The following is a 22,938-nucleotide window of genomic DNA, read 5'->3' as shown; positions in this document are numbered from 1 at the left end:
ATCGTGCGCCTGGCACCGGGGAAGGGGTGCCAGGAACTCGAAAGCGGCTGGAGATCTCGCAGTACGTCGGGCGTCGTCACGCCCTACAGACCGCCGGGCAGCACCCCCTCCTCGATGTCGGCGAAGTCGTCTTCGCTCTCCGTGAGGTAGGCCTCCCAGGCCGTCTTGTCCCAGATCTCCACCCGGGTACTCGCGCCGATCACGACCAGGTCGCGGTCCAGCGCGGCGTACGAGCGCAGGTGCGCGGGGATGGTTACCCGCCCCTGCTTGTCCGGCACCTCGTCGTGCGCGCTGGCGAAGAAGACCCGGCTGTAGGCCCGGGCCGTCTTGCTCGTCATCGGCTGCGCGCGCAACTGGTCCGCGATCCGCTGGAACTCGGGCATCGGGAAGACGTAGAGGCAGCGCTCCTGCCCTTTGGTGATCACGACACCCCCCGCCAGCTCATCCCGGAACTTCGCCGGGAGAATCAACCGGCCTTTGTCGTCCAGGCGCGGAGTGTGGGTGCCGAGAAACATCGGCCCAACCCCCTCGCCCTGAGCGGCGTTCGCGGCGCCGCTGACCCCCCGGGCCGGTGCGGCCCTCCCGGCCCCACCATCGCGCCCCACTCTACTCCACTTCCCTCCACCTGCAACCAGAAACGCCCGCGTGGCGCGGCGTTTCCGCGCGCAAAAGCGCACGTCAAAGGGGGTGGAGGGGAGTGGAGGGTGCGGGCCGCCCACAGGGCGCGTCCGCTACCCGACATTGATCGACTCCATCCGGTCCAACGTGCGCTGGCCGTCCGCCGGGCGTTCCCACCCGAACGGTTCGCCGTCGGCAACGATCTGACGTGCGCCGGGGTCCGGTAACCTCGCTCGCGTGACGGACGCGAAAATGCCCCTGCGGGCGAAGGTGGCCAGCTCCGTGTCGCGCACCGCGGCGGCGCTGTCCCGGGCCGCGGGCCGTGGCGACGGCTCGGTTATCGGCGGCTGGATCGGCCTCAAGATCGACCCTGACCTGCTGGCACACCTCTCGGCCGGCCGCGCCATCGCGCTGGTCTCCGGCACCAACGGCAAGACCACCACCACCCGGCTCACCACTGCCGCCGTCGGGGTCCTCGGCCGAGTCGCCACCAACTCCTTCGGCGCCAACATGCCCACCGGCCACACCTCGGCGCTGGCCAAGGCCGGCAGCACCCCGTACGCGGTGCTGGAGGTCGACGAGCACTACCTCGCGCAGGTGCTGGAGGCCACCGAACCGCACGTGGTGGCCCTGCTCAACCTCTCCCGCGACCAGCTCGACCGGGCCAAGGAGGTCGCCATGATGGCGCAGCTCTGGCGCGCCGCGCTGGTCCGGCACCCCGACGTCCGGGTGGTCGCCAACGCCGACGACCCGATGGTGGTCTGGGCCGCCACGCCGCCGGCCGACCCGGCCCAGGGCCACGTCCCGCCGCACGTCACCTGGTTCAGCGCCGGCCAGCGCTGGCACGACGACTCGTGGGTCTGCCCCGAGTGCGGTTCCACCATCCAGCGTTCCGGTGAGCAGTGGTGGTGCACGGGCTGCCCCCTGCGCCGCCCGCAGCCGCAGTGGATCATCGAGGACGACGGCGTGCTCGACCCCACCGGCGCCTGGCACAAGGTGCAGCTCCAGCTTCCCGGCAAGGTGAATCTGGGCAACGCGGCCACCGCCCTCGCGGTCGCCGCCGAGTTCGGCGTACGGCCGGTGGACGCGGTCTCCCGGCTCGGCACGGTCACCTCGGTCGCCGGCCGCTACGCCCAGGTCGACCGGGACGGGCGCAACATCCGGCTGCTGCTGGCCAAGAACCCGGCCAGTTGGCTGGAGGCGTTCGACATGGCCGACGAGGCGCCGACACTGCTCTCCATCAACGCGCGCGACCCCGACGGGCTGGACACCTCCTGGCTCTTCGACGTCGACTTCGCGCCGCTGCGCGGCCGTCAGGTGCTGATCACCGGCGACCGGGCGTACGACCTGGCCGTCCGGCTCGACGTCAACGGCGTGCCGTTCCAGCACGTACGCGGCTTCGACGAGGCGGTCCGGTCGGTGCCACCGGGCCGGCTGGAGGTCATCGCCAACTACACCGCCTTCCAGGACATCCGAGCGGAGCTGGACCGTGTCAACTGAGAGCCTGCGCATCGTCTGGATCTATCCCGACCTGCTGTCCACCTACGGCGACCGGGGCAACGCCCTGATCCTGGCCCGGCGAGCCCAGCTGCGCGGCATGCCGGTCGAGGTGCTGGAGGTCCGCTCCGACCAGAAGCTGCCCGCCACCGCCGACATCTACCTGGTCGGCGGCGGCGAGGACGGCCCGCAGGCGCTGGGCGCGCAGCGGCTGATCGCCGACGGCGGCCTGCACCGGGCGGTGGCCCAGGGCTCGGTGGTGTTCGGCGTCTGCGCCGGCTACCAACTCCTCGGCACGTCCTTCTTCGCCAAGGGCACCCAGTACCGGGGGCTGGAGCTGCTGGACATCTCCTCCGACCGGGGGCCCACCCGGGCCGTCGGGGAGCTGGCCGGCGACGTCGACGGGCGGCTGGGCATCCCGTACCTGACCGGCTTCGAGAACCACGGCGGGCGGACCCGCCTCGGGCCGGGGGTGTCACCGCTGGCCCGGGTCACCACCGGGGTCGGCAACGACGGGGTGACCGAGGGCGCCTGGCGGGGCAAGCTGCTCGGCACCTACTCGCACGGCCCGGCGCTGGCCCGCAACCCGGCCCTGGCCGACCTGCTGCTGCGCTGGGCGACCGGCATCCACCAGCTGCCCGCGATCGACGACACCTGGGCCGACCGGCTCCGGTCCGAGCGTCGCACCGCGGTGGCCGCCGCCGCCCGGGTGTGATCCCCACCGCCCGACGGCCCGTCGCGGGCCGGTTCGTCGCGCTGCTCCGGCAGCCGCCCGCGCGCCGGTTCGGGCTGTTGCTCCTGCTGCTCACCGGGTGCGCCGTGGTCCTGCTGCTGGTACCCCGGCCGGATCCGGCCGACCTGCCCCGGCTCGCCCTCTCCCTCGGCGGGTACGCCCCGGTCGCGGCGGTCCTGGGCGGGGCGCTGCTGATGGTGGCACTCGTCCCGCGCACCTTGGTCACGCTCGCCGCGGGCGCGATCTTCGGGCCGCTGGCGGGCGCCGGGTACGCCCTCGGCGCGGCGCTGCTCGCGGCCGCGCTCGGCTTCACGGTCGGCCGCCTGCTGGGGCGGGAGTTCGTGGCCGAGCGGGTCCGTGGCCGGCTGGCCCGGCTGGACGGCTGGTTCGCGCGGCAGAGCGTGCTCGGGGTGATCACCGTACGGCTGCTGCCGATCGCCGGGTTCGGGCTGGTCAGCTACGGCTACGGCACCACCGGGGTGCGGATGCTGCCGTTCCTGGCCGGCAGCGTGATCGCCTCCGTCCCCACCGCCGTCGGGTACGCGGCGATCGGCGCGGCCGTCACCTCCCCCGGCCAGATCAACTGGTACGCCGCCGCGCCGGCCAGCCTCGGCCTGATCGCCAGCGTGGTCATCATCCACAGCTGGTGGCGCGCCGAACGCCGCCACCGCCCAGCCACGAGCTGAGCGCCGGGGCGCCCCACCCGGGCGCCCTGGTTCACGGAAAGAGTGGCCATTCTCGGCGGAATAGCCACTCTTTCCGTGAAACTGCCGAACGGAGCGCGGGGGGGTCAGGCGACGATGGAGATCATGCGGCCCTTGACGACGATGACCTTGCGGGGTTCTTTGCCGCCCAGCGAACCCTGGACCGCCGCCAGGGCGGCGGTGCGGACGTCGTCCTCGGCCGCGTCGGCGGGCACCTCTATCCGGCCGCGCACCTTGCCGTTGACCTGCACCGGGTAGGTGACGGTCTCGGCGACCAGCAGCGCGGGGTCGGCGGTCGGGAAGTCCGCGTACGCCAGGGAGGTGTCGTGGCCCAGCCGCCGCCACAGCTCCTCGGCGATGTGCGGGGCGAACGGCGCCAGCATCAGCACCAGCGGCTCGGCCACCTCGCGCGGCGTCGCCGACAGCCGGGTCAGCCCGTTGGTCAGCTCGATCAGCTTTGCGATCGCGGTGTTGAACCGGATCGCCGCCATGTCGCCGCGAACCCCGTCGACGACCTTGTGCAGCAGCCGGCGGGTCTCCTCGTCGGCCGGCGCGTCGGTGACCCGCAGTTCGCCGCTCTGCTCGTCGACGACCGCCCGCCAGACCCGCTGCAGGAACCGGTACGAGCCGACCACCGCCCGGGTCTCCCACGGGCGGGACACCTCCAGCGGACCCATCGACATCTCGTACACCCGGAAGGTGTCCGCGCCGTACGCCGCGCACATCTCGTCGGGCGTGACGACGTTCTTCAGGGACTTGCCCATCTTGCCGTACTCGCGCCTGACCTCGCTCTCGCCGTGGAAGAAGCGGCCGTCGACCTCGACGACCTCCTCGGCGGGCACGTAGGCGCCCCGGGCGTCGGTGTAGGCGTACGCCTGGATGTAGCCCTGGTTGAACAGCTTGCGGAACGGCTCGATGCTGGTGACGTGGCCCAGGTCGTACAGGACCTTGTGCCAGAACCGGGCGTACAGCAGGTGCAGCACCGCGTGCTCGGCGCCGCCCACGTACAGGTCGGTGCCACCGCTATCACCCGCGCCGCGCGGGCCCATCCAGTACGCCTCGTTCTCCGGGTCGACGAAGCGCTCGCTGTTCGTCGGGTCCAGGTAGCGCAGCTCGTACCAGCAGGAGCCGGCCCACTGCGGCATCACGTTGGTCTCCCGGGTGTAGCGCTTCGGCCCGTCACCCAGGTCCAGCTCCACCTCGACCCAGTCGCGCCGCCGGGACAGCGGGGTCTCCGGGTTGCTCGCGGCGTCCGCCGGGTCGAACGTGCGCGGCGAGAAGTCGTCCACCTCGGGCAGCTCGACCGGCAGCATCGACTCCGGCAGCGCGATCGGGGTGCCGGTCTCGTCGTACACGATCGGGAACGGCTCGCCCCAGTAGCGCTGCCGGGAGAACAGCCAGTCCCGCAGCCGCCAGGTCACCGCGCCGGTGCCGTGCCCGTTGGCCTCCAGCCACTCGATGATCCGGGCCTTGGCGTCGGCCACCACCAGGCCGTTCAGGTCCAGGCCTCGGTCGGGCGCGGCGCTGTTGACGGCCGGGCCGTCCCCGGTGTACGCCTTGCCGGCGAAGCCCTCCGACGGCTGCACGGTCCGCACGATCGGCAGGTCGAAGACCTCGGCGAAGTCCCAGTCCCGCTCGTCCTGGGCGGGCACCGCCATGATCGCGCCGGTGCCGTAGCCGGCCAGCACGTAGTCGGCGATGAAGATCGGGATACCCGCGCCGGTCGCCGGGTTGGTCGCGTACGCGCCGACGAAGACGCCGGTCTTCTCCCGGGTCTCCGCCTGTCGCTCCACGTCCGTCTTGGCCGCGGCGGCCTTCCGGTACGCCTCGACGGCCTCCCGCGGGCTGGCGTGCCCGCCGGTCCAGGCCTCCTTCGTCCCCTCCGGCCAGGCGCCCGGCACCAGCACGTCGACCAGCTCGTGCTCGGGGGCCAGCACGATGTAGGTGGCCCCGAAGACGGTGTCCGGCCGGGTGGTGAAGACCTTGATGCGGGCTTCGCCCGCAACGCCGGAATCAGCGGTCGAGGCCGGGAACTCGATGTGCGCGCCGGTGGACCGCCCGATCCAGTTGCGCTGCATCAGCTTGATCGGCTCCGGCCAGTCCAGCTTGTCCAGGTCGTCCAGCAGCCGGTCACCGTACGCGGTGATCCGCATCATCCACTGCTTCAGGTTCCGCTTGAAGACCGGGAAGTTGCCCCGCTCGGAGCGGCCGTCGGCGGTGACCTCCTCGTTGGCCAGCACGGTGCCCAGCCCCGGGCACCAGTTCACCGGCGCCTCCGAGACGTACGCCAGCCGGTGGTCGTCGACGATCTTCCGCCGCTCGGCCACAGTCAGCTCGGCCCAGGGGCGGCCGTCCGGGGTGGACCGGGCGCCGCCCTCGAACTCGGCGATCAGCTCGGCGACCGGTCGGGCCCGCTGCGCGTCCGGGTCGTACCAGGAGTTGAAGATCTGCAGGAAGATCCACTGGGTCCAGCGGTAGAAGTCGGTGTCGATGGTGGCCACCGAGCGGCGCTCGTCGTGGGCCAGGCCCAGCCGGCGCAGCTGCGCCTTGTAGCGCTCGATGTTCGCCACCGTGGTGGTCCTGGGGTGGGTGCCGGTCTGCACCGCGTACTGCTCGGCGGGCAGGCCGAACGCGTCGAAGCCCATCGCGTGCAGCACGTTGCGCCCGGTCATCCGCTGGTAGCGGGCGAAGCAGTCGGTGCCGATGTAGCCCAGCGGGTGGCCCACGTGCAGGCCGGCGCCCGACGGGTACGGGAACATGTCCAGCACGTACAGCTTCTCGGCACCGGCGCGCGGGTGACTCGGGTCGGCCAGCGGCCCGGTCGGGTTCGGCGCGTGGAAGGTGCCCTCCCGCTCCCAGGTGTCCTGCCAGCTCTGCTCGATCTGCGCGGCCAGGGTCGCGGTGTACCGGAACGGGGGGATGTCGGTCGCCGGTGCGGCTGCCTCACTCATGGCGTCTCCTCGGCGCGGGTCATGTCGGATTCGGGAGGTCTGCTGCGGACACGAAAAAGCCCCTCGCGCAGGAGGGGCCGCCGTGCTGTCGCGCGCTCAGCGCATCAGCACGGCTCGGTAAGAAGCAGGAAGGCTCCGGCCATGACCGGCAGTGTACTCCTCCGGCCCGACGGTCATCCGGCCCGCTCCACCGACCGGGACATTCCCCCGGTCCGGGGGATATTCCGGGCGTAAGCGACCGACCGCCTGCGGGGGTCGGCTCGGAGGACAAACATGGTTAGCCTGAGAGGCCAGTGAGATTTCTGCGGCAAAAGAGGCTCGGCGTCGCGAACCCAACGGCGGGTCCAGGTGCTCTATTCAGAGCTGCCGTCCAGGCGACGAGGAGGAGGCCCGTGACACAACAGACCTGGGACGAGGTGGGCGGCCTGCTGCCGCACGACGAGTTCCGCACTGCCAGCGAAGCCATCGTGGCCAACATCGAGCAGGTCATCGAGGGCAAGACCGCGACCGTCCGGCTCGCCCTGGCCGTGCTGCTCGCCGAGGGCCACCTGCTGATCGAGGACGTGCCGGGCGTGGGCAAGACCAAGCTCGCCAAGGCCCTCGCCCGCTCGATCGACTGCTCGGTACGGCGGATCCAGTTCACCCCCGACCTGCTGCCCAGCGACGTCACCGGGGTCAGCGTCTACAACCAGGAGACGCACGACTTCGAGTTCCGCCCGGGCGCGGTCTTCGCCAACCTGGTCGTCGGCGACGAGATCAACCGGGCCTCGCCGAAGACCCAGTCCGCCCTGCTCGAATGCATGGAGGAGCGGCAGGTCACCGTCGACGGCGTCACCTACCAGCTGCAGACCCCGTTCATGGTGATCGCGACCCAGAACCCGATCGAGATGGAGGGGACGTACCCGCTGCCGGAGGCGCAGCGCGACCGGTTCACCGCCCGGATCGCGATGGGCTACCCGGACGCGGGGGCCGAGCTGGCCATGCTGGACGGCCACGGCGCCACCGACCCGCTGCACGAGCTGCGCCCGGTCTCCGACGCGGCCACCGTCCGCCAGCTCATCGGCCACGTCCGGCAGGTGCACGTCGCCGACGCGGTCAAGCAGTACGCCATCGACCTGGTCACCGCCACCCGCGAGGCACCCGACCTGCGGCTCGGCGCGTCCCCGCGGGCCACCCTCCAGCTGTTGCGCACCGCCCGCGCGGTGGCCGCCCTGGAGGGGCGGGACTATGTCCTCCCGGACGACCTGCAGGCCCTCGCGGTGCCGGTGCTGGCGCACCGGATCATCCCGACCGCCGACGCGCAGCTGGCCCGGCGCACCACCGACGCGATCGTCGCCGAGCTGGTGCACCGGCTGCCGGTGCCGACCGACCGTAAGCGCTCCTCGTACGAGAACCGGCCCGGCGGCAACAACCGTGGGCCGTTCGAGCCGCGGAGGCCGTGAGGTGCGCGACGGGCTGCGCGGGCTGACCACCCGCGGCCGCTCCTTCCTGGCGGCCGCGGTCGCCGCCGCCCTCTCCGCCGCCATCCTCGGCGAGCGGGACCTGCTCCGGGTGGCCGTCCTGCTCGCCATCCTGCCGCTGCTCGCGGCGGCCTACGTGGGTCGCAGCCGCTACAAGCTCGCCTGCAACCGCTCGCTGGAGCCGCACCGGGTGCCGGTCGGGGCCAGCTCCCGGGTGGTGCTGCGCCTGCAGAACCTGTCCCGGCTGCCCACCGGCACCCTGCTGCTGGAGGACCGGCTGCCGTACGCGCTGGGCAGCCGGCCCCGGGTGGTGCTGGAGCGCCTCGGCGCACACCAGGCCAGCTCGGTGGCGTACACCGTCCGGGCCGACGTGCGCGGCCGGTACGAGGTGGGCCCGCTGGTGATCCGGCTGACCGACCCGTTCGGGCTCTGCGAACTCAGCCGCGCCTTCCCCAGCATCGACCACCTCACGGTCATCCCGCAGGTCACCCCGCTGCCGGCGATCCGCCTCCCCGGCGAGTACGCCGGCAGCGGCGACAGCCGGGCCCGTTCGGTCGCGGTGCACGGCGAGGACGACGCCGCCACCCGGGAGTACCGGATGGGCGACGACCTGCGCCGGGTGCACTGGAAGTCGACGGCCCGCACCGGTGAGCTGATGGTGCGCCGGGAGGAGCAGCCCTGGGAGAGCCGGGCCACGCTCATCCTGGACACCCGCGCCGCCGGGCACCGCGGTGACGGGCCGACGGCCAGCTTCGAATGGGCGGTCTCGGCCGCCGCCAGCATCGCCGTGCACCTGCGCCAAGCCGGCTACAAGCTGCGCCTGGTCACCGGCTCCGGCGTGGACGTGGACGCCACCGAGGCGGCCGGCGAGGGCCTGTTCCTCGACCACCTCGCCGACGTACGCCTGGCCCAGCGCGGTGAGATCACCACGCTGGTGCAGCAGGTCCGGCAGCGGGCCGACGGCGGGCTGATCATCGCGTTGTTCGGCACGCTGAGCACCGCCGAGGCGGAACTGCTGGCCGGCCTGCGCGGCAACGGCGCGACCTGCGTCGGCTTCCTACTCGACAGCACCACCTGGCTGAACCTGCCGGCGAAGGCCCGGGCCGAGGCGGAACGCGCGCACGGCACCGCCGCGCTCGCCCTGTTGCAGAGCGGATGGCGCATGATCGGCGTGACGCACGGCGACCGGCTGCCCATGCACTGGCCGCAGGCGGCCCGCGGCTCGCAGGGCTTCGCGTTGCGGGCGGCGCTGGCGGAGACGGTGGCCGGGGGCGTGCGATGACCGGAAGGACAAACGCGTGACCGCGCACCGCAACCTCGGCTTCGTCGCGGCGGCGGCGACCCTGCTGGCCGCGGCGCCGTTGTCGGCGATCTTCCAACGCTGGACGTGGCTGATCGAGGCGGCCATCGCGGTCGCCGCGGTGGCCGCCGCCGCCGCGCTGAGCCGGCTGGCCCGGGCACCCCTGTGGGGTCAGGTCCTGGCCATGCTGGCCGGCCTCGTCATCGCCCTGACCTGGCTCTTCCCGGGCGGCAGCGAACTGTTGGCGCTCGTGCCCACCCCGGCCACCTTCGGCCACTTCGGCGAGCTGCTCGGCGCGTCCATGCAGGACATGCGCACGTACGGCGTGAAGGTGAAGGACGTCGACTCGCTGCTCTTCCTCACCGTGCTCGGCGTCGGCGTCGTGGCGGTGGTGGTGGACGTGCTCACCGTCGGGCTGCGCCGGCCGGCGCTGGCCGGGCTGCCGATGCTCGCCATCTACTCGGTGCCGGTGGCGGTCTACGTGGACAGCGTCCCGGCCACCCCGTTCGTGGTGGGCGCCTGCGGCTACCTGTGGCTGCTGGTCACCGACAACGTCGACCGGGTACGCCGGTTCGGCCGCCGGTTCACCGGCGAGGGCCGCGACGTCGACGTCTGGGAGGCGTCGCCGCTGGCCGCGGCGGGTCGCCGGCTGGCCGTGGTCGGGGTGGCTCTCGCGGTGGCGCTGCCACTGGCCGTGCCCGGTATGGCCGGCGGGCTGCTGGACACGATCGGCGACGCGGCCGGCAACGGCAACGGCCGGTCCGGCCAGGGCGGCAATCCCGGCCGGATCGACCTGTTCGCCGCGCTCAGCGGCCAGCTCAACCAGAACGAGGTGACCGAGCTGGTCAAGGTCACCACCAACGAGCCGGCGCCGTTCTATCTGCGCTTCGGGGTGGCCGACGAGCTGGGCCCGGCCGGCTTCCGGGACCGCGCACCCGCCGGACGGCCGGTGAACCGGAACCTGCCCGACCCGTCGGAGCGGCCCGACCGCGGCGTCGAGCGGCAGCGCTACCGGGCCACGGTCGAGGTGAAGAACCTCAACATGCCGCTGCTGCCGGTCTACGCCGAGCCGGTGAAGACCGACAACCTCGGTGGCAACTGGCTCTACGACCCGAACCTCCAGATCATCTTCTCCAACCGCGAGAACTCGCGGGGCAAGCGCTACTCGTTCGACTACGTCCGCTCGACGTACACCCCGTCGGTGCTGAGCGCGGCACCCTCCCTGCCGTCCGACGATCCGGTGCTGGTCCAGCAGCCCGTCCCGCCGCCGGTCCCCGCGGTCGACCAACTCGTCAAGCGGCTGGTCGAGGGCAAGCAGAACGACTACGACAAGGTCCGCGCGATCTACGACTACTTCTCGGTGGAGAACGGGTTCAGCTACTCGCTCTCCACCGAGGGTGGTACCAGCGGTGACGACATCACCGACTTCCTCACCACCAAGGTGGGCTTCTGCCAGCAGTACGCCGCCGCGATGGCCTGGCTGGTCCGGGCGGCCGGCATCCGGGCCCGGGTGGCGTTCGGCTTCACCAACGGCAGCAACTCCGGCGGCAGCTACGTGCTGACCAACAAGAACCTGCACGCCTGGACGGAGGTCTACTTCAGCGGCATCGGCTGGGTGCCGTTCGACGCCACCCCGGCGGCCAGCGTGCAGGGCTCGGTCCGGTCGGCCTGGGCTCCGGACGCGGACGCCCCGGACGAGGTCGCCCCGTCGGCTGGAGGCACCTCCGCCCCGGGCGGGGTCGGCCCCTCGGCCGGCCCGCGCGGCCGGGACCCGCTTGACAAGGACATCGACCAGGGCCTCTCCCTCGGTGATGGCGGCGCCACCCGGCAGTCGCCGGTCTGGCCGTGGTGGGCGGCCGGCCTGGTCGCCCTGCTGGCGCTGCTCGCGCTGCCGGCACTGCGCAGGTCCGTGCTGCGCCGGCGGCGACGGGCCTGGGCTCCGACGCCGGCGGCCACCGCGCTGGCCAGCGTCCCGGGCCCGAGTGGTGGGGTACGCGACATCGTGGTCGGGGTGGACGCCGACCGGGCCCGCGCGGACGCGCACGCCGCCTGGGACGAACTGCTGGACACCCTGGTCGACTTCCAGGTCCGCGTCGACGGGACGGAGACCCCCCGGGCGACCGCCGAACGGCTGGCCCGGGCGGCCCTCTCCGAGGAGGCCGGGGCGGTCGACGGGGTTCGGCTGCTCGGCCGGGCCGAGGAGCGGGCCCGCTACGCCCGCGACCCGCTCACCGGCGAGGCCCTGCACCCGGCCCTGCGGGCGGTGCGCAGGGCGCTGGCCGAACGGGCGGATCGGCGTACCCGGATCATGGCGGCCCTGCTGCCGCCGTCGGTGCTGCTGCGCTGGCGTACCGCGGCGGCGGAGCGCTCGTCCCGGCTGGTCACCGGTGGCGGGCAGGTGCGGCAGCGGCTGCTGCGCTGGAACCCGCGGCGACTGCTGGCGAACCGCCCGGCCCGCTGACCGGTCCCCGTCCGCCGGCGCTCCCCCGCCGGCGGACGGGGATCATCGGCGTCCACATGACCCACTCCAGGTGCGGCAGGTGGGCGTATCCGGGCCTCCGGGGGACCCCAACTTGCCGCATCCCGCGTCGCCCGCCCGCGGCCGAGGTGACGCTGGTTCGAGCGGCAGGAAGAAGTGACCACGCTCGCCGGCCAGTTTCCGGCGACGCGCCGTCGCGTGCGGGACCCGCCTCAACGGCGGGACGTGGTCAGCGGTGCCCCTCCGGGCGCTGCCGCCAACGATCCTCCATCCGGTCGAGGAACGAACCCCGCCGGCCCGTCCGACCCCGGGTGCGACGGCTTGTCGTGCCGCCCACCACGTGCAGGTCGGGCGACTGGGACCGCCGGTGCGACTGCACCGCGTAGCCCAGTGAGGCCAGCATGACGACAAAGCCCGCCACGGCCAGCGGGGGCGTCTTGATCACGGCTCCGTAGATCAACAGGGCCAGACCAGCGATGACCACGCCGGCAGCGACGAGCACGCGACGCCGCGCGTGGAAACGCGGGTCGCTGGCGCGCACGGCCGAGGCGAATTTGGGATCCTCGGCAAGCGACCGCTCGATCTGCTCGAACAGCCGCTGCTCGTGCTCCGAGAGCGGCACGGCACTCCTCCCCGGTCACGTTGGTCGGCCCGGTCGGGCCGACAGACCGTGGCAGCCAACCGGCTGCTTACCCGCAAGTCTACGAGGGGGCTCGCGCGTCGGAAAGCGGGACGACCTATGGCCCGCTCGGTTTTTCGACCCTTCGCGGATCACGCCTCCCGAGCAGACTAGCCGGACCTATGACGGACCGCCCGAATCGGGCAGCCGCCGCGTCCGCCGCCGCCTCCGCCTCCCGCCAGCCGCGCTCGGGCGCGCCCAGGGTGAGCTGGCGGGGCGTCTCCTGGGCGGCGGCCAACCCCTCCAGGCGTACGCCGACCAGACGGATCGGCTCATCGGGGGCGAGCGCGGTCCACAGCGCCCACACCGTGTCGAACATCTCCCGGGCCGTGTCGGTGGGCACGGTGAGGGTGCGCGACCGGCTGACCGTGCGGAAATCGGCCAGCCGAACCTTGAGCGACACGGTCCGCCCCACCTGGCCGGCCGCGCGCAGCCGGGTGCCGACCTTCTCGGCCAGTGCCAGCAGGGCGCGGCGGATCTCCGCCGGGTCGGTGACGTCGGTGTCGAAGGTGACCTCGGCGCCGATCGACTTCTCCACCTGCTCCGGGGAGACCCGGCGCGGGTCCCGCCCCCAGGCCAGCTCGTGCAGGTGGGTCGCGGCCGCCTCGCCGACCGCCCGGCGGAGCAGGCCGATCGGCGCCTCGGCCAGCTCGCCCACGGTGTTCAGGCCGAGCCGGCGCAGCGCCTCCGCGGAACGCTCCCCCACGCCCCACAGCGCCGCCACCGGCAGCGGGTGCAGGAACTCCAGGACCCGCGGGGCGGGCACCACGAGCAGGCCGTCCGGCTTGGCCCGGGTGGAGCCGAGTTTGGCCACGAACTTGCTCGGCGCCACGCCGACCGAACAGGTGAGCCCCTGCTCCTCAGCGACCCGGCGGCGGATCAGCCGGGCGATCCGGGACGGGGAACCGAAGAGCCGGCGGGCGCCGGCCACGTCGAGGAACGCCTCGTCCAGGGAGAGCGGCTCGACCAGCGGGGTGACGTCCCGGAAGATCCGCATCACCGCCCGGGAGGCGGCGGAATATTGCGGGAAGTCCGGTGGCAGGTAGACCGCGTGCGGGCAGAGCGCCCGGGCGCGGGCGGTGGGCATGGCGCTGCGGACGCCGTACCGGCGGGCCTCGTAGCTGGCCGAGCTGACCACCCCGCGCGGCCCGATCCCGCCCACCACGACCGGCCGGCCACGCAGCTCGGGCCGGTGGCGCACCTCGACCGAGGCGAAGAAGGCGTCCATGTCGACGTGCAGGATCGGGCAGTCGGTGTCGTCGGCGTCCGGCCCGAAGCGCGGATCACCGCCCCGGGGCAACGACTGGCTGCGGCCCATTCCGGCAGGCTAACCGCCCGGTCCGACACTCCGGTCGCCGGCGGGCCGAAGCCGGTCAGCCGCGAACGACCAGCAGCGGGATGGTCATCTCGGCCGCGTGCCGGCGCCGAGGGTGACCAGGCTGGTCGGGGTGGTGGAGGAAAGCCGGAGGTGAGCGGGGAGCCGACGGTGGCGGCCAGGCCGGCCAGGGTCGGCGCGTACGGGGCGGCGGTGGGGATCTGGTACCAGCCGAGCCCGTCGACCAGCAGCACGGCGATCCGGCGTACCCCGGCCAGCCGGGGTCCCCGGCCGAGCAGGTCGGCCGCGCCGGGCACGCCGAGCACCGCGAGGGCGCTGGGCAGGATCTCGGCGAGGCTGCCGCCGCCGTAGCGGGGCGCGACCTCCTCGAACGGATCCACCGCCGGGGCCGGTCATGCCGGGCGGCGGGCGAACAGGTGCAGTTGGGCGGCGAGGTCCCGGTACGGCGGCCGGGCCGCCAGGGCCCGCTCCAGCTCGACCAGGGCGGCCGGCTGGCCGTCCGCCACCGCGGCCGGGAGCAGGTCGGCGAGCACGCGTACGCCGTGGATCTCCTCGACGGTGAGCCCGGCGGCGGTGAGCAGCGCCGCGGCCCCGTCGGCGGCGTACCGGCGGCGCAGGGTGTCCCGGGGACCGGCGCTGCCGTCCGCGTCGGCGGCCAGCGCGGCGGCGACGTCGAGGTATCCGTTCATCGCCCGGGTCAGCACGGCGGCGGCCCGGCCGGCGACCAGGACGCTGGCCGCGCCGCCCGGACGCAGGGCGGCGACCAGCGCGGCGACCACCGGGGCGGGGTCGTCGACCACCTCCAGCACGGAATGGCAGAGCACCAGGTCGACGGTGGCCGGCTCGACCAGTCCGGCGAGCGCGTCACCGTCGCCCTGGATCGCGCGTACCCGGTCGGCGACCCCGGCCTCGGCGGCCCGGCGGGTCAGCGCGGCGAGCGCGTCCGGACTCGCGTCGACCACGGTGACCCGGTGCCCGGCCTCGGCGAGCGGGACGGCGAAGCCGCCGGTCCCGCCGCCGACGTCGAGCACGGTGAGCTGCTCGCCGGCCCGCCGGTCCAACTCGGCCCGGAGCACTGCCCAGATCACGGCGGTACGAGGGGTCAGGGTTCGGGTCTGCTCCACTCCGCCGAGCCTAGTCACCCGGGCCACCCGGGTCAGGACTCGCCACCTCCGGCGGGGTCCTCCTCGGCGCGGGAGCGGTGGGCGTTGGCCACCGGCCCGTCGGTCACCGGGTACTCGTGCACCTCGGTCTCGTGCATCGGGGCCCAGTCCGCACCGAGCCGAGTCCTACGGGCGTTGGCGACGCCACGATAGGTGTTGCTCCCCGTCATTGTTCTCCACCTTCTTTCCCGCGTGGGCCACGCTGCCCACGTGGCGGACGGTATCTCCGGCCCGTCGGCCGGTGGAACGCGGGTGTGACCAAGAACATGCCCACCACGGGCCCCGTGTGGCGAAGATCTCCGCGCTGTGTGCCTGCGGCCGGCCCCCCGTCACCCGGACCAGGCTGGCCTGATGATCATCATGCTCAGCGCCTTCGGCATCGTGCTGCTCGGGGCGTTCGCCCAGGCGGTCAGCGGCTTCGGGTACGCGTTGCTGACCGTGCCGCTGCTGGCCGCCGCGGTCGACCCGCGCAGCGCGGTCGTGCTCTCGGCGTTGACCGGCATCGGGCTGACCCTCACCACGGCCGTCCGGGAGCGCGCGTACGCCCGGTGGCGGGTGGCGGCGGCGCTCAACGTGACCGCCCTGCTCGGTCTGCCGGCCGGCCTGCTGGTGCTCGCGTACGCGCCGGAGTGGCTGCTCAGCGCGCTGATCGCGGTGGTGGTGCTGGGCTGCGCGGCGCTGGTCGGCAGCCGCGCCCGGATCCGCACCGGCCGGCTCGGACTCGGCGCGGTCGGCGTGCTCGTCGGCGTGCTCACGGCCGCCACCGGCACCAACGGCCCGCCGCTGGTCGCCGCGTTCCATTCACTCGGCTACGACCCGCGTACCTTCCGGGCGACGCTGGCCGCGACGTTCTCCGGCACCGGGCTCATCGGGCTGGCCGGATTCCTGCTCGCCGGTCAGGTACGCGCCGAGCTGGTGTGGATCTCCCTCGCGGCGCTGCCCGCCGTGCCGGTCGGGTGGTGGCTGGGGAACCGGCTGTTCCGCCGGATCGACCCGGTGGTGTTCCGCCGGATCGTGCTGGTCGGGCTGCTCGGCAGCGCCGGCGCCGCGCTGGCCTCGCTGGCCGGATGAGCCGCCCCCACCCGACCTCGTCCGGCATCAGCACGCCTTTCAGCGGAAGTCGCGGGAGGCCGGGGTGACCGGCGGGTCGATCGCGTCCAGCCGGTCCGCGGCGAGGCTGGTGACACCCTCGTGCCGCTGCAGCCGGCCCCGCACCACCAGCGCCGCGCTGGTCCGGGCCACCCGCCGGTAGCGCTGCCACAGCCCCGGTGAGCAGGTGACGTTGAGCATGCCGGTCTCGTCCTCCAGGTTGAGGAAGGTCACCCCGCCCGCGGTCGCCGGCCGCTGCCGGTGGGTGACAATCCCGCCGACCCGGATCCGCCGGCCGGGCTCCACCCGCCCGAGCCGGGCGATCGGCACCGCGCCCAGGGCGTCCAACCGGTCCCGGACGAACCGGGCCGGGTGGCTCTCCGGAGACAGGCCGGTGGCCCAGACGTCGGCGACGAGACGGTCCACCGCCTCCATCCCGGGCAGGGTGGGCGGGGTCGCGCCGGTCACCGTGCCGGGCAGCCGGCCCGGCCGGTCCTGGGCCGCCGCGCCGGCGGACCAGAGCGCCTGTCGCCGGGTCAGCCCGAAGCAGGCGAAGGCGTCCGCGGTGGCCAACGCCTCCAGTTGCGCGGCGGTCAGGCCGACCCGCCGGGCCAGGTCCGGCATGCCCCGGTACGGCCCGTTGGCCGCTCGCTCCGCCTCGATCCGCTCGGCCACGTCGTCGCCGAGGGTGCGTACGCTGGCCAGCCCGAGCCGGACCGCCGGGCCGCCCAGCCCCCAGGCGTGCGGCGGCTCCCCCGGCTGGCTCCCCCACCGGGTCTCCGGCGTGGCCTCCAGCACCGCCTTGGCGCCGCTGGCGTTGATGTCCGGCCGGCGTACCTCGACGCCGTGCCGGCGGGCGTCGTCGACCAGGGTCTGCGGCGAGTAGAAGCCCATCGGCTGGGCGTTGAGCAGCGCGGCCAGGAACGGGCCGGGGTGGTAGCGCTTGAGCCAGGAGCTGGCGTACACCAGGTAGGCGAAGCTCATCGCGTGGCTCTCCGGGAAGCCGTAGCTGGCGAACGCGGTGAGCTTGCGGTAGACGTCGTCGGCCAGCTCGCCGGTGATGCCCCGCTCGGCCATCCCCGCGTAGAGCCGGTCGGCGATCTGCGCCATCCGTTCCACCGAGCGCTTCGCCCCCATCGCCCGGCGCAACTGGTCGGCCCCGGCCGCGTCGAAGCCGGCCAGGTCGATGGCGAGCTGCATGAGCTGCTCCTGGAACAGCGGCACGCCGAGGGTCTTCTCCAGCGCGTTACGCATCAGCGGGTGCGGGAAGGTCACCGGCTCCTGGCCGTTCTTGCGCCGGATGTACGGGTGCACCGAGCCACCCTGGATCGGGCCGGGCCGGATCAGCGCCACCTCCACCACCAGGTCATAGAAGACGCGGGGCTTGAGCCGGGGCAGGGTGGCCATCTGGGCGCGGCTCTCCACCTGGAACACCCCGACCGAGTCGGCCCGGCAGAGCATGGCGAAGACCTCGGGATCGTCCAGGGTCATGTCGCCCAGGTCGAGCCGGGACCCGATCATGTCGTAGCCGTAGTGCAGCGCGGAGAGCATGCCGAGGCCGAGCAGGTCGAACTTGACCAGCCCGACGGCGGCGCAGTCGTCCTTGTCCCACTGCAGGACGCTGCGACCGGGCATCCGCCCCCACTCGACCGGACAGACCTCGATCACCGGCCGGTCGCAGATCACCATGCCGCCCGAGTGGATGCCCAGGTGCCGGGGAAAGCCCGCCCACCTCCCCGAGCCACCAGCCAGCTCATTGGCGTACGCCACCACCTGCTCGGGGATGTCCGCCACGTCCACCGTCGCGACCGAGCCCCACCGGTCGATCTGCTTGCTCCAGGCATCCTGCTGCCCGGGCGAGAAGCCGAACGCCTTGGCCACGTCCCGCACCGCCGACCGGGGCCGGTACGAGATGACGTTGGCGACCTGGGCGGTGTGCTCCCGGCCGTACCGGGCGTAGACGTGCTGGATCACCTCCTCCCGGCGGTCGGACTCGATGTCCACGTCGATGTCGGGCGGGCCGTCGCGTTCCGGGGCCAGGAAGCGCTCGAAGAGCAGCCGGTGCCGGACCGCGTCCACGTTGGTGATCCGCAGCGCGTAGCAGACCGCCGAGTTGGCCGCCGAACCCCGGCCCTGGCAGTAGATGTCCTGCTGGCGGCAGAACGTGACGATGTCGTAGACCACCAGGAAGTAGCCGGGGAAGCCGAGGTCGGAGATCATGCGCAGCTCGTGCTCCAGCTGCGCGTACGCCTCCGGGTGCGCCTCGGGCGGGCCGTAGCGTTCCCGGGCGCCGTCCATGGTCAGCTTGCGCAGCCAGCTCATCTCGGTGTGCCCGGACGGCACCGGGTACGCCGGCAGCCGCGGCGCGACCAGTTGCAGGTCGAAGGCGAGTTCCGCGCCGAACTCGGCGGCTCGCGCCACCGCCCCCGGGTACGCGGCGAACCGCGCCGCCATCTCCACGCCGCTGCGCAGGTGCGCGGTGCCGGCGGCGGGCAGCCAGCCGTCGATCTCGTCCAGGCTGCGCCGGGCCCGGACCGCGGCCAGGGTGGTCGCCAGTCGGCGACGCCCCGGGGTGGCGTAGTGCACGTTGTTCGTGGCGACCGTGGGCAGCCCCGCCGAGGCGGCCAGCTCGGCCAGGGCGTCGTTACGGTCGGCGTCGACCGGGTGGCCGTGGTCGGTCAGCTCCACCGCCACCGTCTCCGGGCCGAAGAGCGCGGTGAGCCGGTCCAGCTCCCGGGCGGCGGCGGCGACACCCTCGGTGAGCAGGGCACCGGGCACGTGCCCCTTGCGGCAGCCGGTGAGCACCAGCACGTGGTCGCGCAGCTCGGCGGCGACCTCCTCCAGTTCGCCGTAGACCGGGCGGCCCTTCTCGCCGCCGCGCAGCTGGGCGCGGGAGATGGTGGCGGCGAGGCGGGCGTACCCCTCGTAGCCGTGGGCGAGCACCAGCAGGTGCGACCCGTGCGGGTCGGGCTCACCGTTCTGCGGGCCGGGCAGCCCGAGGGAGAGTTCCGCGCCGAAGACCGTCGGCAGGTGCAGCGCACGGGCCGCCTCGGCGAAGCGCACCACGCCGTAGAAGCCGTCGTGGTCGGTGACGGCGAGCGCGGTGAGCCCCAGCCGGACGGCCTCCTCGGCCAGTTCCTCGGGGTGGCTGGCGCCGTCGAGGAAGCTGAAGTTGGAATGGGCGTGCAGCTCCGCGTAGGGCACCGGGTCGTCCAGGCGGGGCAACTCGGGCGGCTCGTACTGCTGCCGCTTGCGGTTCCACGCCGGGGAGTCGCCGCCGTCGGCGTCCACCGCGAGCGGGTCCACCACGTGCAGGTGCCGCTCGTCCCGGGACCGGCTCCGACCGGACCGCCCACCGCGGGGCCGGCCGGAGAGCACCTGTTCCAGCTCCGACCAGGACAGATTCGGGTTGTGAAAACTCACCGACCCACCCCGCGGCGGTCAGTCATAGATCGCCTCCAGCAGCCATTGACCGGCCTCGACGGCGAGCAGCAGGGCGGTCCCGTCGGCGAGGCAGACCTGGAACCGGGCCCGACGCCGGGCCTCGGCCGGCGCCCACCAGCGCTCGTCCACCGGCCACGGGCCGGCCCAGCCGGCGATCTCGGCCGGCCGGCCGGTGCCGACGGTCAGCCGCGCGGGCGCGGCGCTCACCGCCAGCCGGGCGCTGACCACGACCGGCTCACCGGCGGCGTCGTGCACGGCGGCGAGGAGCAGGGCCGGCAGCACCACGGCCGGCGCGGGCGGCGGCAGCCGCCCCGGCCACGGCGGAACCGCCGCCACCCCGCCCGGCCGCGCGGCTCCACCAGACCGCGCCACCCCGGCCGTCGGCGCCACCCCGCCCGAACGCGCGGCTCCGCCCGATGGCACCGCCCCGGCCGGCGAGGCCGCCTCGTCCGTTGGGCCGGCGGGCAGCGGCGGCGGGCCGGGGCGGGCGGGCAGTCGTTCGTCGCCCCACGGCACCAGGCGTACCTGGTCGGCCGGGGAGCGTCCGCCGCCGAGCACGGCGGTGACCACCGCCTCGGGGCCGAGGATGCCCTGCACCCGGCTCAGCGCGCGGTGCGCCCGCTCCCGCTCCTCACCGGTCTCCCCCCACAGCCCGGGTTGCAGGCCGGCCTGGGCGAGCACCCCGTCCGGCACCAGCCGCAGCCGGATGATCCCTGCGGTGGGGCGGGCCGGGCGGGTGCCACCCCGGCCGGTGCTGCCGGAGAGCCAGCCGTCCAGCTGCCAGCGGACCCGGTCGGCGATGGCCGCGGCGGTGAGCAGGCCGTCGTGCCGCCAGACCCGGTGCAGCTCCTGGCCGTGCGCGGTGACCGCCTCGATGCCGAGCCGGGTGCAGGCCAGCCCGTACGCGGCGAGCCGCTCGTGCAGCTCTTCGGCCAGCGCTCGGGCGGCGAACGCCGCGGCGTCGACCCGGTCGACCGGCTCGTCGTACTCGGCGGTGACCGTCAGGTCGGCCGGCGGCTGCCGGACCGCGAGCGGCCGGTGGTCCCGGCCGGCGGCGAGCCGGTGGGCCAGCGCCCCGTCGAAGCCGAACCGGGCCAGCACGTCGCCGGCGGGCAGCGCGGCGAAGTCGCCGAGGGTACGCACCCCGAGCCGGCGCAGCAGGTCGGTCAGGGCGGGCCGGCCAAGCGCCTCGACCGGCAGCGCGGCCAGGAACTCCGGGGTTCCGCCGGGCGGCACGATCCGCCCTTCCCGGGCCGCCAGCCCGGCGGCGAAGACCCCGTCGGCGACGCCGACCTGGCTCTCCACCGCACAGGTCTGGGCGATGTGCTCGACGATCCGCTCGGCCGCCGCCTCCTCCCCGCCGAGGTACCGGCTCGGCCCCCGGGCGGCCAACGCGCAGGCCCCGGGGCGGATCACCTCCACCCCGGCGGCCACCTCCTCGACGGCGGCCACCACCGGCTCGAACGCCCGGGCGTCCCGGCCGGCGTCGTGGTCGACGACGGTGAGCTGCGGGCAGCGCCCCTGCGCCTCCCGCTTGCGCAGCCCCCGGCGTACGCCCTCGGCGCGGGCCCGCTCGGAGCAGGCGACCACCCGGTTGGCGTGCAGCACCGCGACCGGCCCGGTGGCGGGCACCCCGTCGACGATCTCGGCGGCGAGGACCGGCCAGTCCGGGCACCAGAGCAGCAGGGTCCGCACCGGCGTACCACTCCGCTCGCTCATGCCGCCACTCCGCTGCGCTCCGTGCCGTCATGAGGCACCACCACACCGCGCCCGATGATTCGCTCACTCCGCTCGCTCATGCCGCCACTCCGCTGCGCTCCGTGCCGTCATGAGGCACCACCACACCGCGCCCGATGATTCACTCGCTGACGCTCGCTCATGCCGGCTCGACCGCGGTGCGGGGCCGGGCAGCCGGGGCGGACGACGCCACCACCCGGAGCCGGGGCGGGACGGCGCGGGCGGCGGCACCGGTCGCCCGGGGGATGACCCGGGTCAACTCGTCGCCGGGCAGCCAGACCTTGATCTCCTTGGGACGGGCTGCCGCGCCCCGCCCGCGCGCCGAGACGGTCACTTCCCGGCGGCGCAGCCGCCCCCGGCCCGGCCCGAGCCCCTCCCAGACCCCCCGGACCACCTGGAGCGTGACGTCCGCGCCGTCCCACCGGCCGTACGGGACGAGCACGCTGCCGCGCTGCCGGGCCCGGGCGGCCAGCCGGTTGGCGACGGAGGCGGAGACCGTGGCCGGCACGGCGGTGACCACCACGTCGACGCCGTCGATGAGCGCGGCGACGACGGTGGGCCACTCGGGCCCGGGGTGCGGCACCAGGGCGAGCCGGTCCAGGGCGATCCCGGCCTCGGCCGCCGCACCGGCCCCGAAGGTGGGCACCCCGACCACGGCGCACCACGAGCCGGCCCGGGACGCCTCGGCGAGCAGCGCGAGGATCAGGGACGTCCCGCCGCTGTGCCGGGACTGCCCGGCACCGACCGCGATGGTGCTGCCGCGTCGCAGCCCGCGGTGGGGCAGCAGCCCGGTCAGCTCGGGCCGGACGGGCAGCACCCGGTGACCGCCCGCCGGGTCGGGCGCGCTCGCCGGCCGTACCAGCTCGGCCAGTGCGGCGGAACCGACCACCATGCGGCCCGCCATTGGACCTACCCCCTGTCGCGTGTTACCCACGGGCACGACCCGTGGTGGTGCTGCTGGATCTCCACGTACGGCGGGCATCCGCCGGACCGGGCGCGGCGCGTCCGGCCACCCGCCTCCCCGTCGGGTGGCCGGACGTCGCCCGGTCAGGCGGCGGCCGTTCCGGGCCGCTCCGTGGCGTCAGACCCGCCGAGCCGGAGGGGCGGGAACAGACCGTCGAGCGCCGGTTGCAGGCCGAGGGCGGTCTCCACCACGGCCACGAACTGCTCGGCGGCGCGGAGCAGGTCGTCGGCCTCCCGGGCGGTGACCACCCGGGGGATGCCGGCCTCGGCGGCGGCGCGCTTGCCCGCCCCGACGGCGAAGTAGTTGGCCCACTCGTCGAGCTCGGGGGCGACGGCGGCGAGCAGGACCCAGACGCTGGTGATCCGGCTGCGCCGGGTCGGCGTGGGGCGGGCCCGGGCGGCGATCAGGGCGGCGGCGGCGCGCAGCGCCGCGAGGTGGGCGGCGGCGTACCGGAGGCCGTCGGGACGGGTCCGGCCCGCCTCGGCCAGCCCGTGGCGGGCCACCACGAGCAGTTGGGCGGGGGTGCGGTGCGGCAGCACGTGCGCGGGCACCGCCGGTGCCTGGGCCGGACTGGTCGGCATGGTCTCTCCTCCGCGGGTGGGCCGGGGCGGGCGGACCGCGCGACGGATGGATCCGCCGGCGGGACGCCCGGAGCGGGTGGTGCGGAGGAAGACGCACCGGGTGGGGCCGGCCGGGTGTGGACGCTTCCCCACACCACACCCGGCCGGCTGTACCGGCGGGTCCGTCGCCCGCCGCCCGGGGGTCGTGGGCGGCGGGCGACGAT

17 protein-coding genes and 1 pseudogene are annotated in these 22,938 nt (G+C 74.4%); 7 read left to right on the top strand and 11 right to left on the bottom strand.

The genetic code is table 11. The features are described from left to right. Window positions 1-83: 83 nt before the first annotated feature. Complete coding sequence (gene mraZ / locus ACIRG9_RS09305; RefSeq protein ID WP_402852599.1) at window positions 84-515, bottom strand: division/cell wall cluster transcriptional repressor MraZ; 432 nt, start codon at window positions 513-515, stop codon at window positions 84-86. Window positions 516-870: 355 nt separating this feature from the next. On the opposite strand from mraZ, the gene ACIRG9_RS09300 reads away from it, so the two are divergent. Genes ACIRG9_RS09300 through ACIRG9_RS09290 form a run of 3 tightly spaced genes read left to right on the top strand, consistent with a single transcriptional unit; the run spans window position 871 to window position 3,534 of the window. Further along, on the top strand, window positions 871-2,118 hold the full coding sequence (locus ACIRG9_RS09300) for a MurT ligase domain-containing protein (RefSeq protein ID WP_402853071.1): 1,248 nt from the start codon (window positions 871-873) through the stop codon (window positions 2,116-2,118). After that, window positions 2,108-2,830 (top strand): type 1 glutamine amidotransferase, encoded by a 723-nt coding sequence (locus ACIRG9_RS09295; RefSeq protein ID WP_402852597.1) that lies wholly within the window; start codon window positions 2,108-2,110, stop codon window positions 2,828-2,830. Before ACIRG9_RS09300 ends, ACIRG9_RS09295 begins: the two co-directional genes overlap by 11 nt. Next, window positions 2,827-3,534 carry a TVP38/TMEM64 family protein gene (locus ACIRG9_RS09290; protein WP_402852594.1) on the top strand — a complete coding sequence of 236 codons (708 nt, stop codon included), beginning with the start codon at window positions 2,827-2,829 and terminating at the stop codon, window positions 3,532-3,534. The genes ACIRG9_RS09295 and ACIRG9_RS09290 overlap by 4 nt, the downstream gene beginning before the upstream one ends. Window positions 3,535-3,638: 104 nt before the next feature. Here the strand turns inward: ACIRG9_RS09290 and leuS are convergent, their stop codons facing one another. Further along, window positions 3,639-6,503, bottom strand: coding sequence for a leucine--tRNA ligase (gene leuS / locus ACIRG9_RS09285; RefSeq protein ID WP_402852591.1), 2,865 nt, complete (start codon window positions 6,501-6,503; stop codon window positions 3,639-3,641). Window positions 6,504-6,895: 392 nt separating this feature from the next. Here leuS and ACIRG9_RS09280 point away from each other — a divergent pair, with 392 nt between their 5' ends. Genes ACIRG9_RS09280 through ACIRG9_RS09270 form a run of 3 tightly spaced genes read left to right on the top strand, consistent with a single transcriptional unit; the run spans window position 6,896 to window position 11,724 of the window. Beyond that, window positions 6,896-7,945 (top strand): AAA family ATPase, encoded by a 1,050-nt coding sequence (locus ACIRG9_RS09280; RefSeq protein ID WP_402852588.1) that lies wholly within the window; start codon window positions 6,896-6,898, stop codon window positions 7,943-7,945. A 1-nt stretch (window position 7,946) separates the two neighbouring features. Further along, entirely contained in the window at window positions 7,947-9,245 is a 1,299-nt protein-coding gene (locus tag ACIRG9_RS09275) for a DUF58 domain-containing protein (protein ID WP_402852585.1), read from the top strand. A gap of 16 nt (window positions 9,246-9,261) precedes the next feature. Then, the gene (locus ACIRG9_RS09270) at window positions 9,262-11,724 is read left to right on the top strand and encodes a DUF3488 and transglutaminase-like domain-containing protein (protein ID WP_402852582.1); all 2,463 of its coding nucleotides are present in this window, start codon (window positions 9,262-9,264) and stop codon (window positions 11,722-11,724) included. 247 nt (window positions 11,725-11,971) lie between these two features. On the opposite strand, the gene ACIRG9_RS09265 is transcribed toward ACIRG9_RS09270, so the two are convergent. The 5 genes and pseudogenes from ACIRG9_RS09265 to ACIRG9_RS09245 form a co-directional block, all read right to left on the bottom strand. After that, the gene (locus ACIRG9_RS09265) at window positions 11,972-12,364 is read right to left on the bottom strand and encodes a DUF3040 domain-containing protein (RefSeq protein WP_091196162.1); all 393 of its coding nucleotides are present in this window, start codon (window positions 12,362-12,364) and stop codon (window positions 11,972-11,974) included. A gap of 115 nt (window positions 12,365-12,479) precedes the next feature. Further along, the gene (locus tag ACIRG9_RS09260) at window positions 12,480-13,739 is read right to left on the bottom strand and encodes a DNA polymerase IV (protein ID WP_402852578.1); all 1,260 of its coding nucleotides are present in this window, start codon (window positions 13,737-13,739) and stop codon (window positions 12,480-12,482) included. 90 nt (window positions 13,740-13,829) lie between these two features. Then, window positions 13,830-14,125: pseudogene (locus tag ACIRG9_RS09255) on the bottom strand (alkaline phosphatase family protein); the annotation flags it as partial. 24 nt (window positions 14,126-14,149) lie between these two features. Beyond that, entirely contained in the window at window positions 14,150-14,899 is a 750-nt protein-coding gene (locus tag ACIRG9_RS09250; RefSeq protein ID WP_402852575.1) for a methyltransferase domain-containing protein, read from the bottom strand. Between the two features lie 14 nt (window positions 14,900-14,913). Then, on the bottom strand, window positions 14,914-15,090 hold the full coding sequence (locus ACIRG9_RS09245; RefSeq protein ID WP_402852572.1) for a hypothetical protein: 177 nt from the start codon (window positions 15,088-15,090) through the stop codon (window positions 14,914-14,916). Window positions 15,091-15,271: 181 nt separating this feature from the next. On the opposite strand from ACIRG9_RS09245, the gene ACIRG9_RS09240 reads away from it, so the two are divergent. Next, a complete protein-coding gene (locus ACIRG9_RS09240) occupies window positions 15,272-15,991 on the top strand; it encodes a sulfite exporter TauE/SafE family protein (RefSeq protein ID WP_402852570.1) in 720 nt (239 codons plus the stop codon). A gap of 39 nt (window positions 15,992-16,030) precedes the next feature. Here ACIRG9_RS09240 and ACIRG9_RS09235 read toward each other — a convergent pair whose 3' ends face one another. The 4 genes from ACIRG9_RS09235 to ACIRG9_RS09220 form a co-directional block, all read right to left on the bottom strand. Further along, the gene (locus tag ACIRG9_RS09235; protein ID WP_402852567.1) at window positions 16,031-19,432 is read right to left on the bottom strand and encodes an error-prone DNA polymerase; all 3,402 of its coding nucleotides are present in this window, start codon (window positions 19,430-19,432) and stop codon (window positions 16,031-16,033) included. Between the two features lie 18 nt (window positions 19,433-19,450). Then, window positions 19,451-21,172 (bottom strand): DNA polymerase Y family protein, encoded by a 1,722-nt coding sequence (locus ACIRG9_RS09230; RefSeq protein ID WP_402852564.1) that lies wholly within the window; start codon window positions 21,170-21,172, stop codon window positions 19,451-19,453. Between the two features lie 157 nt (window positions 21,173-21,329). After that, window positions 21,330-22,094: a hypothetical protein gene (locus ACIRG9_RS09225; RefSeq protein WP_402852561.1), complete on the bottom strand. Its 765-nt coding sequence runs from the start codon at window positions 22,092-22,094 to the stop codon at window positions 21,330-21,332. Window positions 22,095-22,237: 143 nt separating this feature from the next. Beyond that, window positions 22,238-22,735 (bottom strand): SAV_6107 family HEPN domain-containing protein, encoded by a 498-nt coding sequence (locus ACIRG9_RS09220; protein ID WP_402852558.1) that lies wholly within the window; start codon window positions 22,733-22,735, stop codon window positions 22,238-22,240. Window positions 22,736-22,938 lie beyond the last annotated feature (203 nt).

This window comes from Micromonospora sp. NPDC093277 (genome assembly GCF_044765245.1).
In the GTDB taxonomy this organism is placed as follows: domain Bacteria; phylum Actinomycetota; class Actinomycetes; order Mycobacteriales; family Micromonosporaceae; genus Micromonospora.
This window is presented reverse-complemented; position numbering and strand designations above follow the sequence as displayed.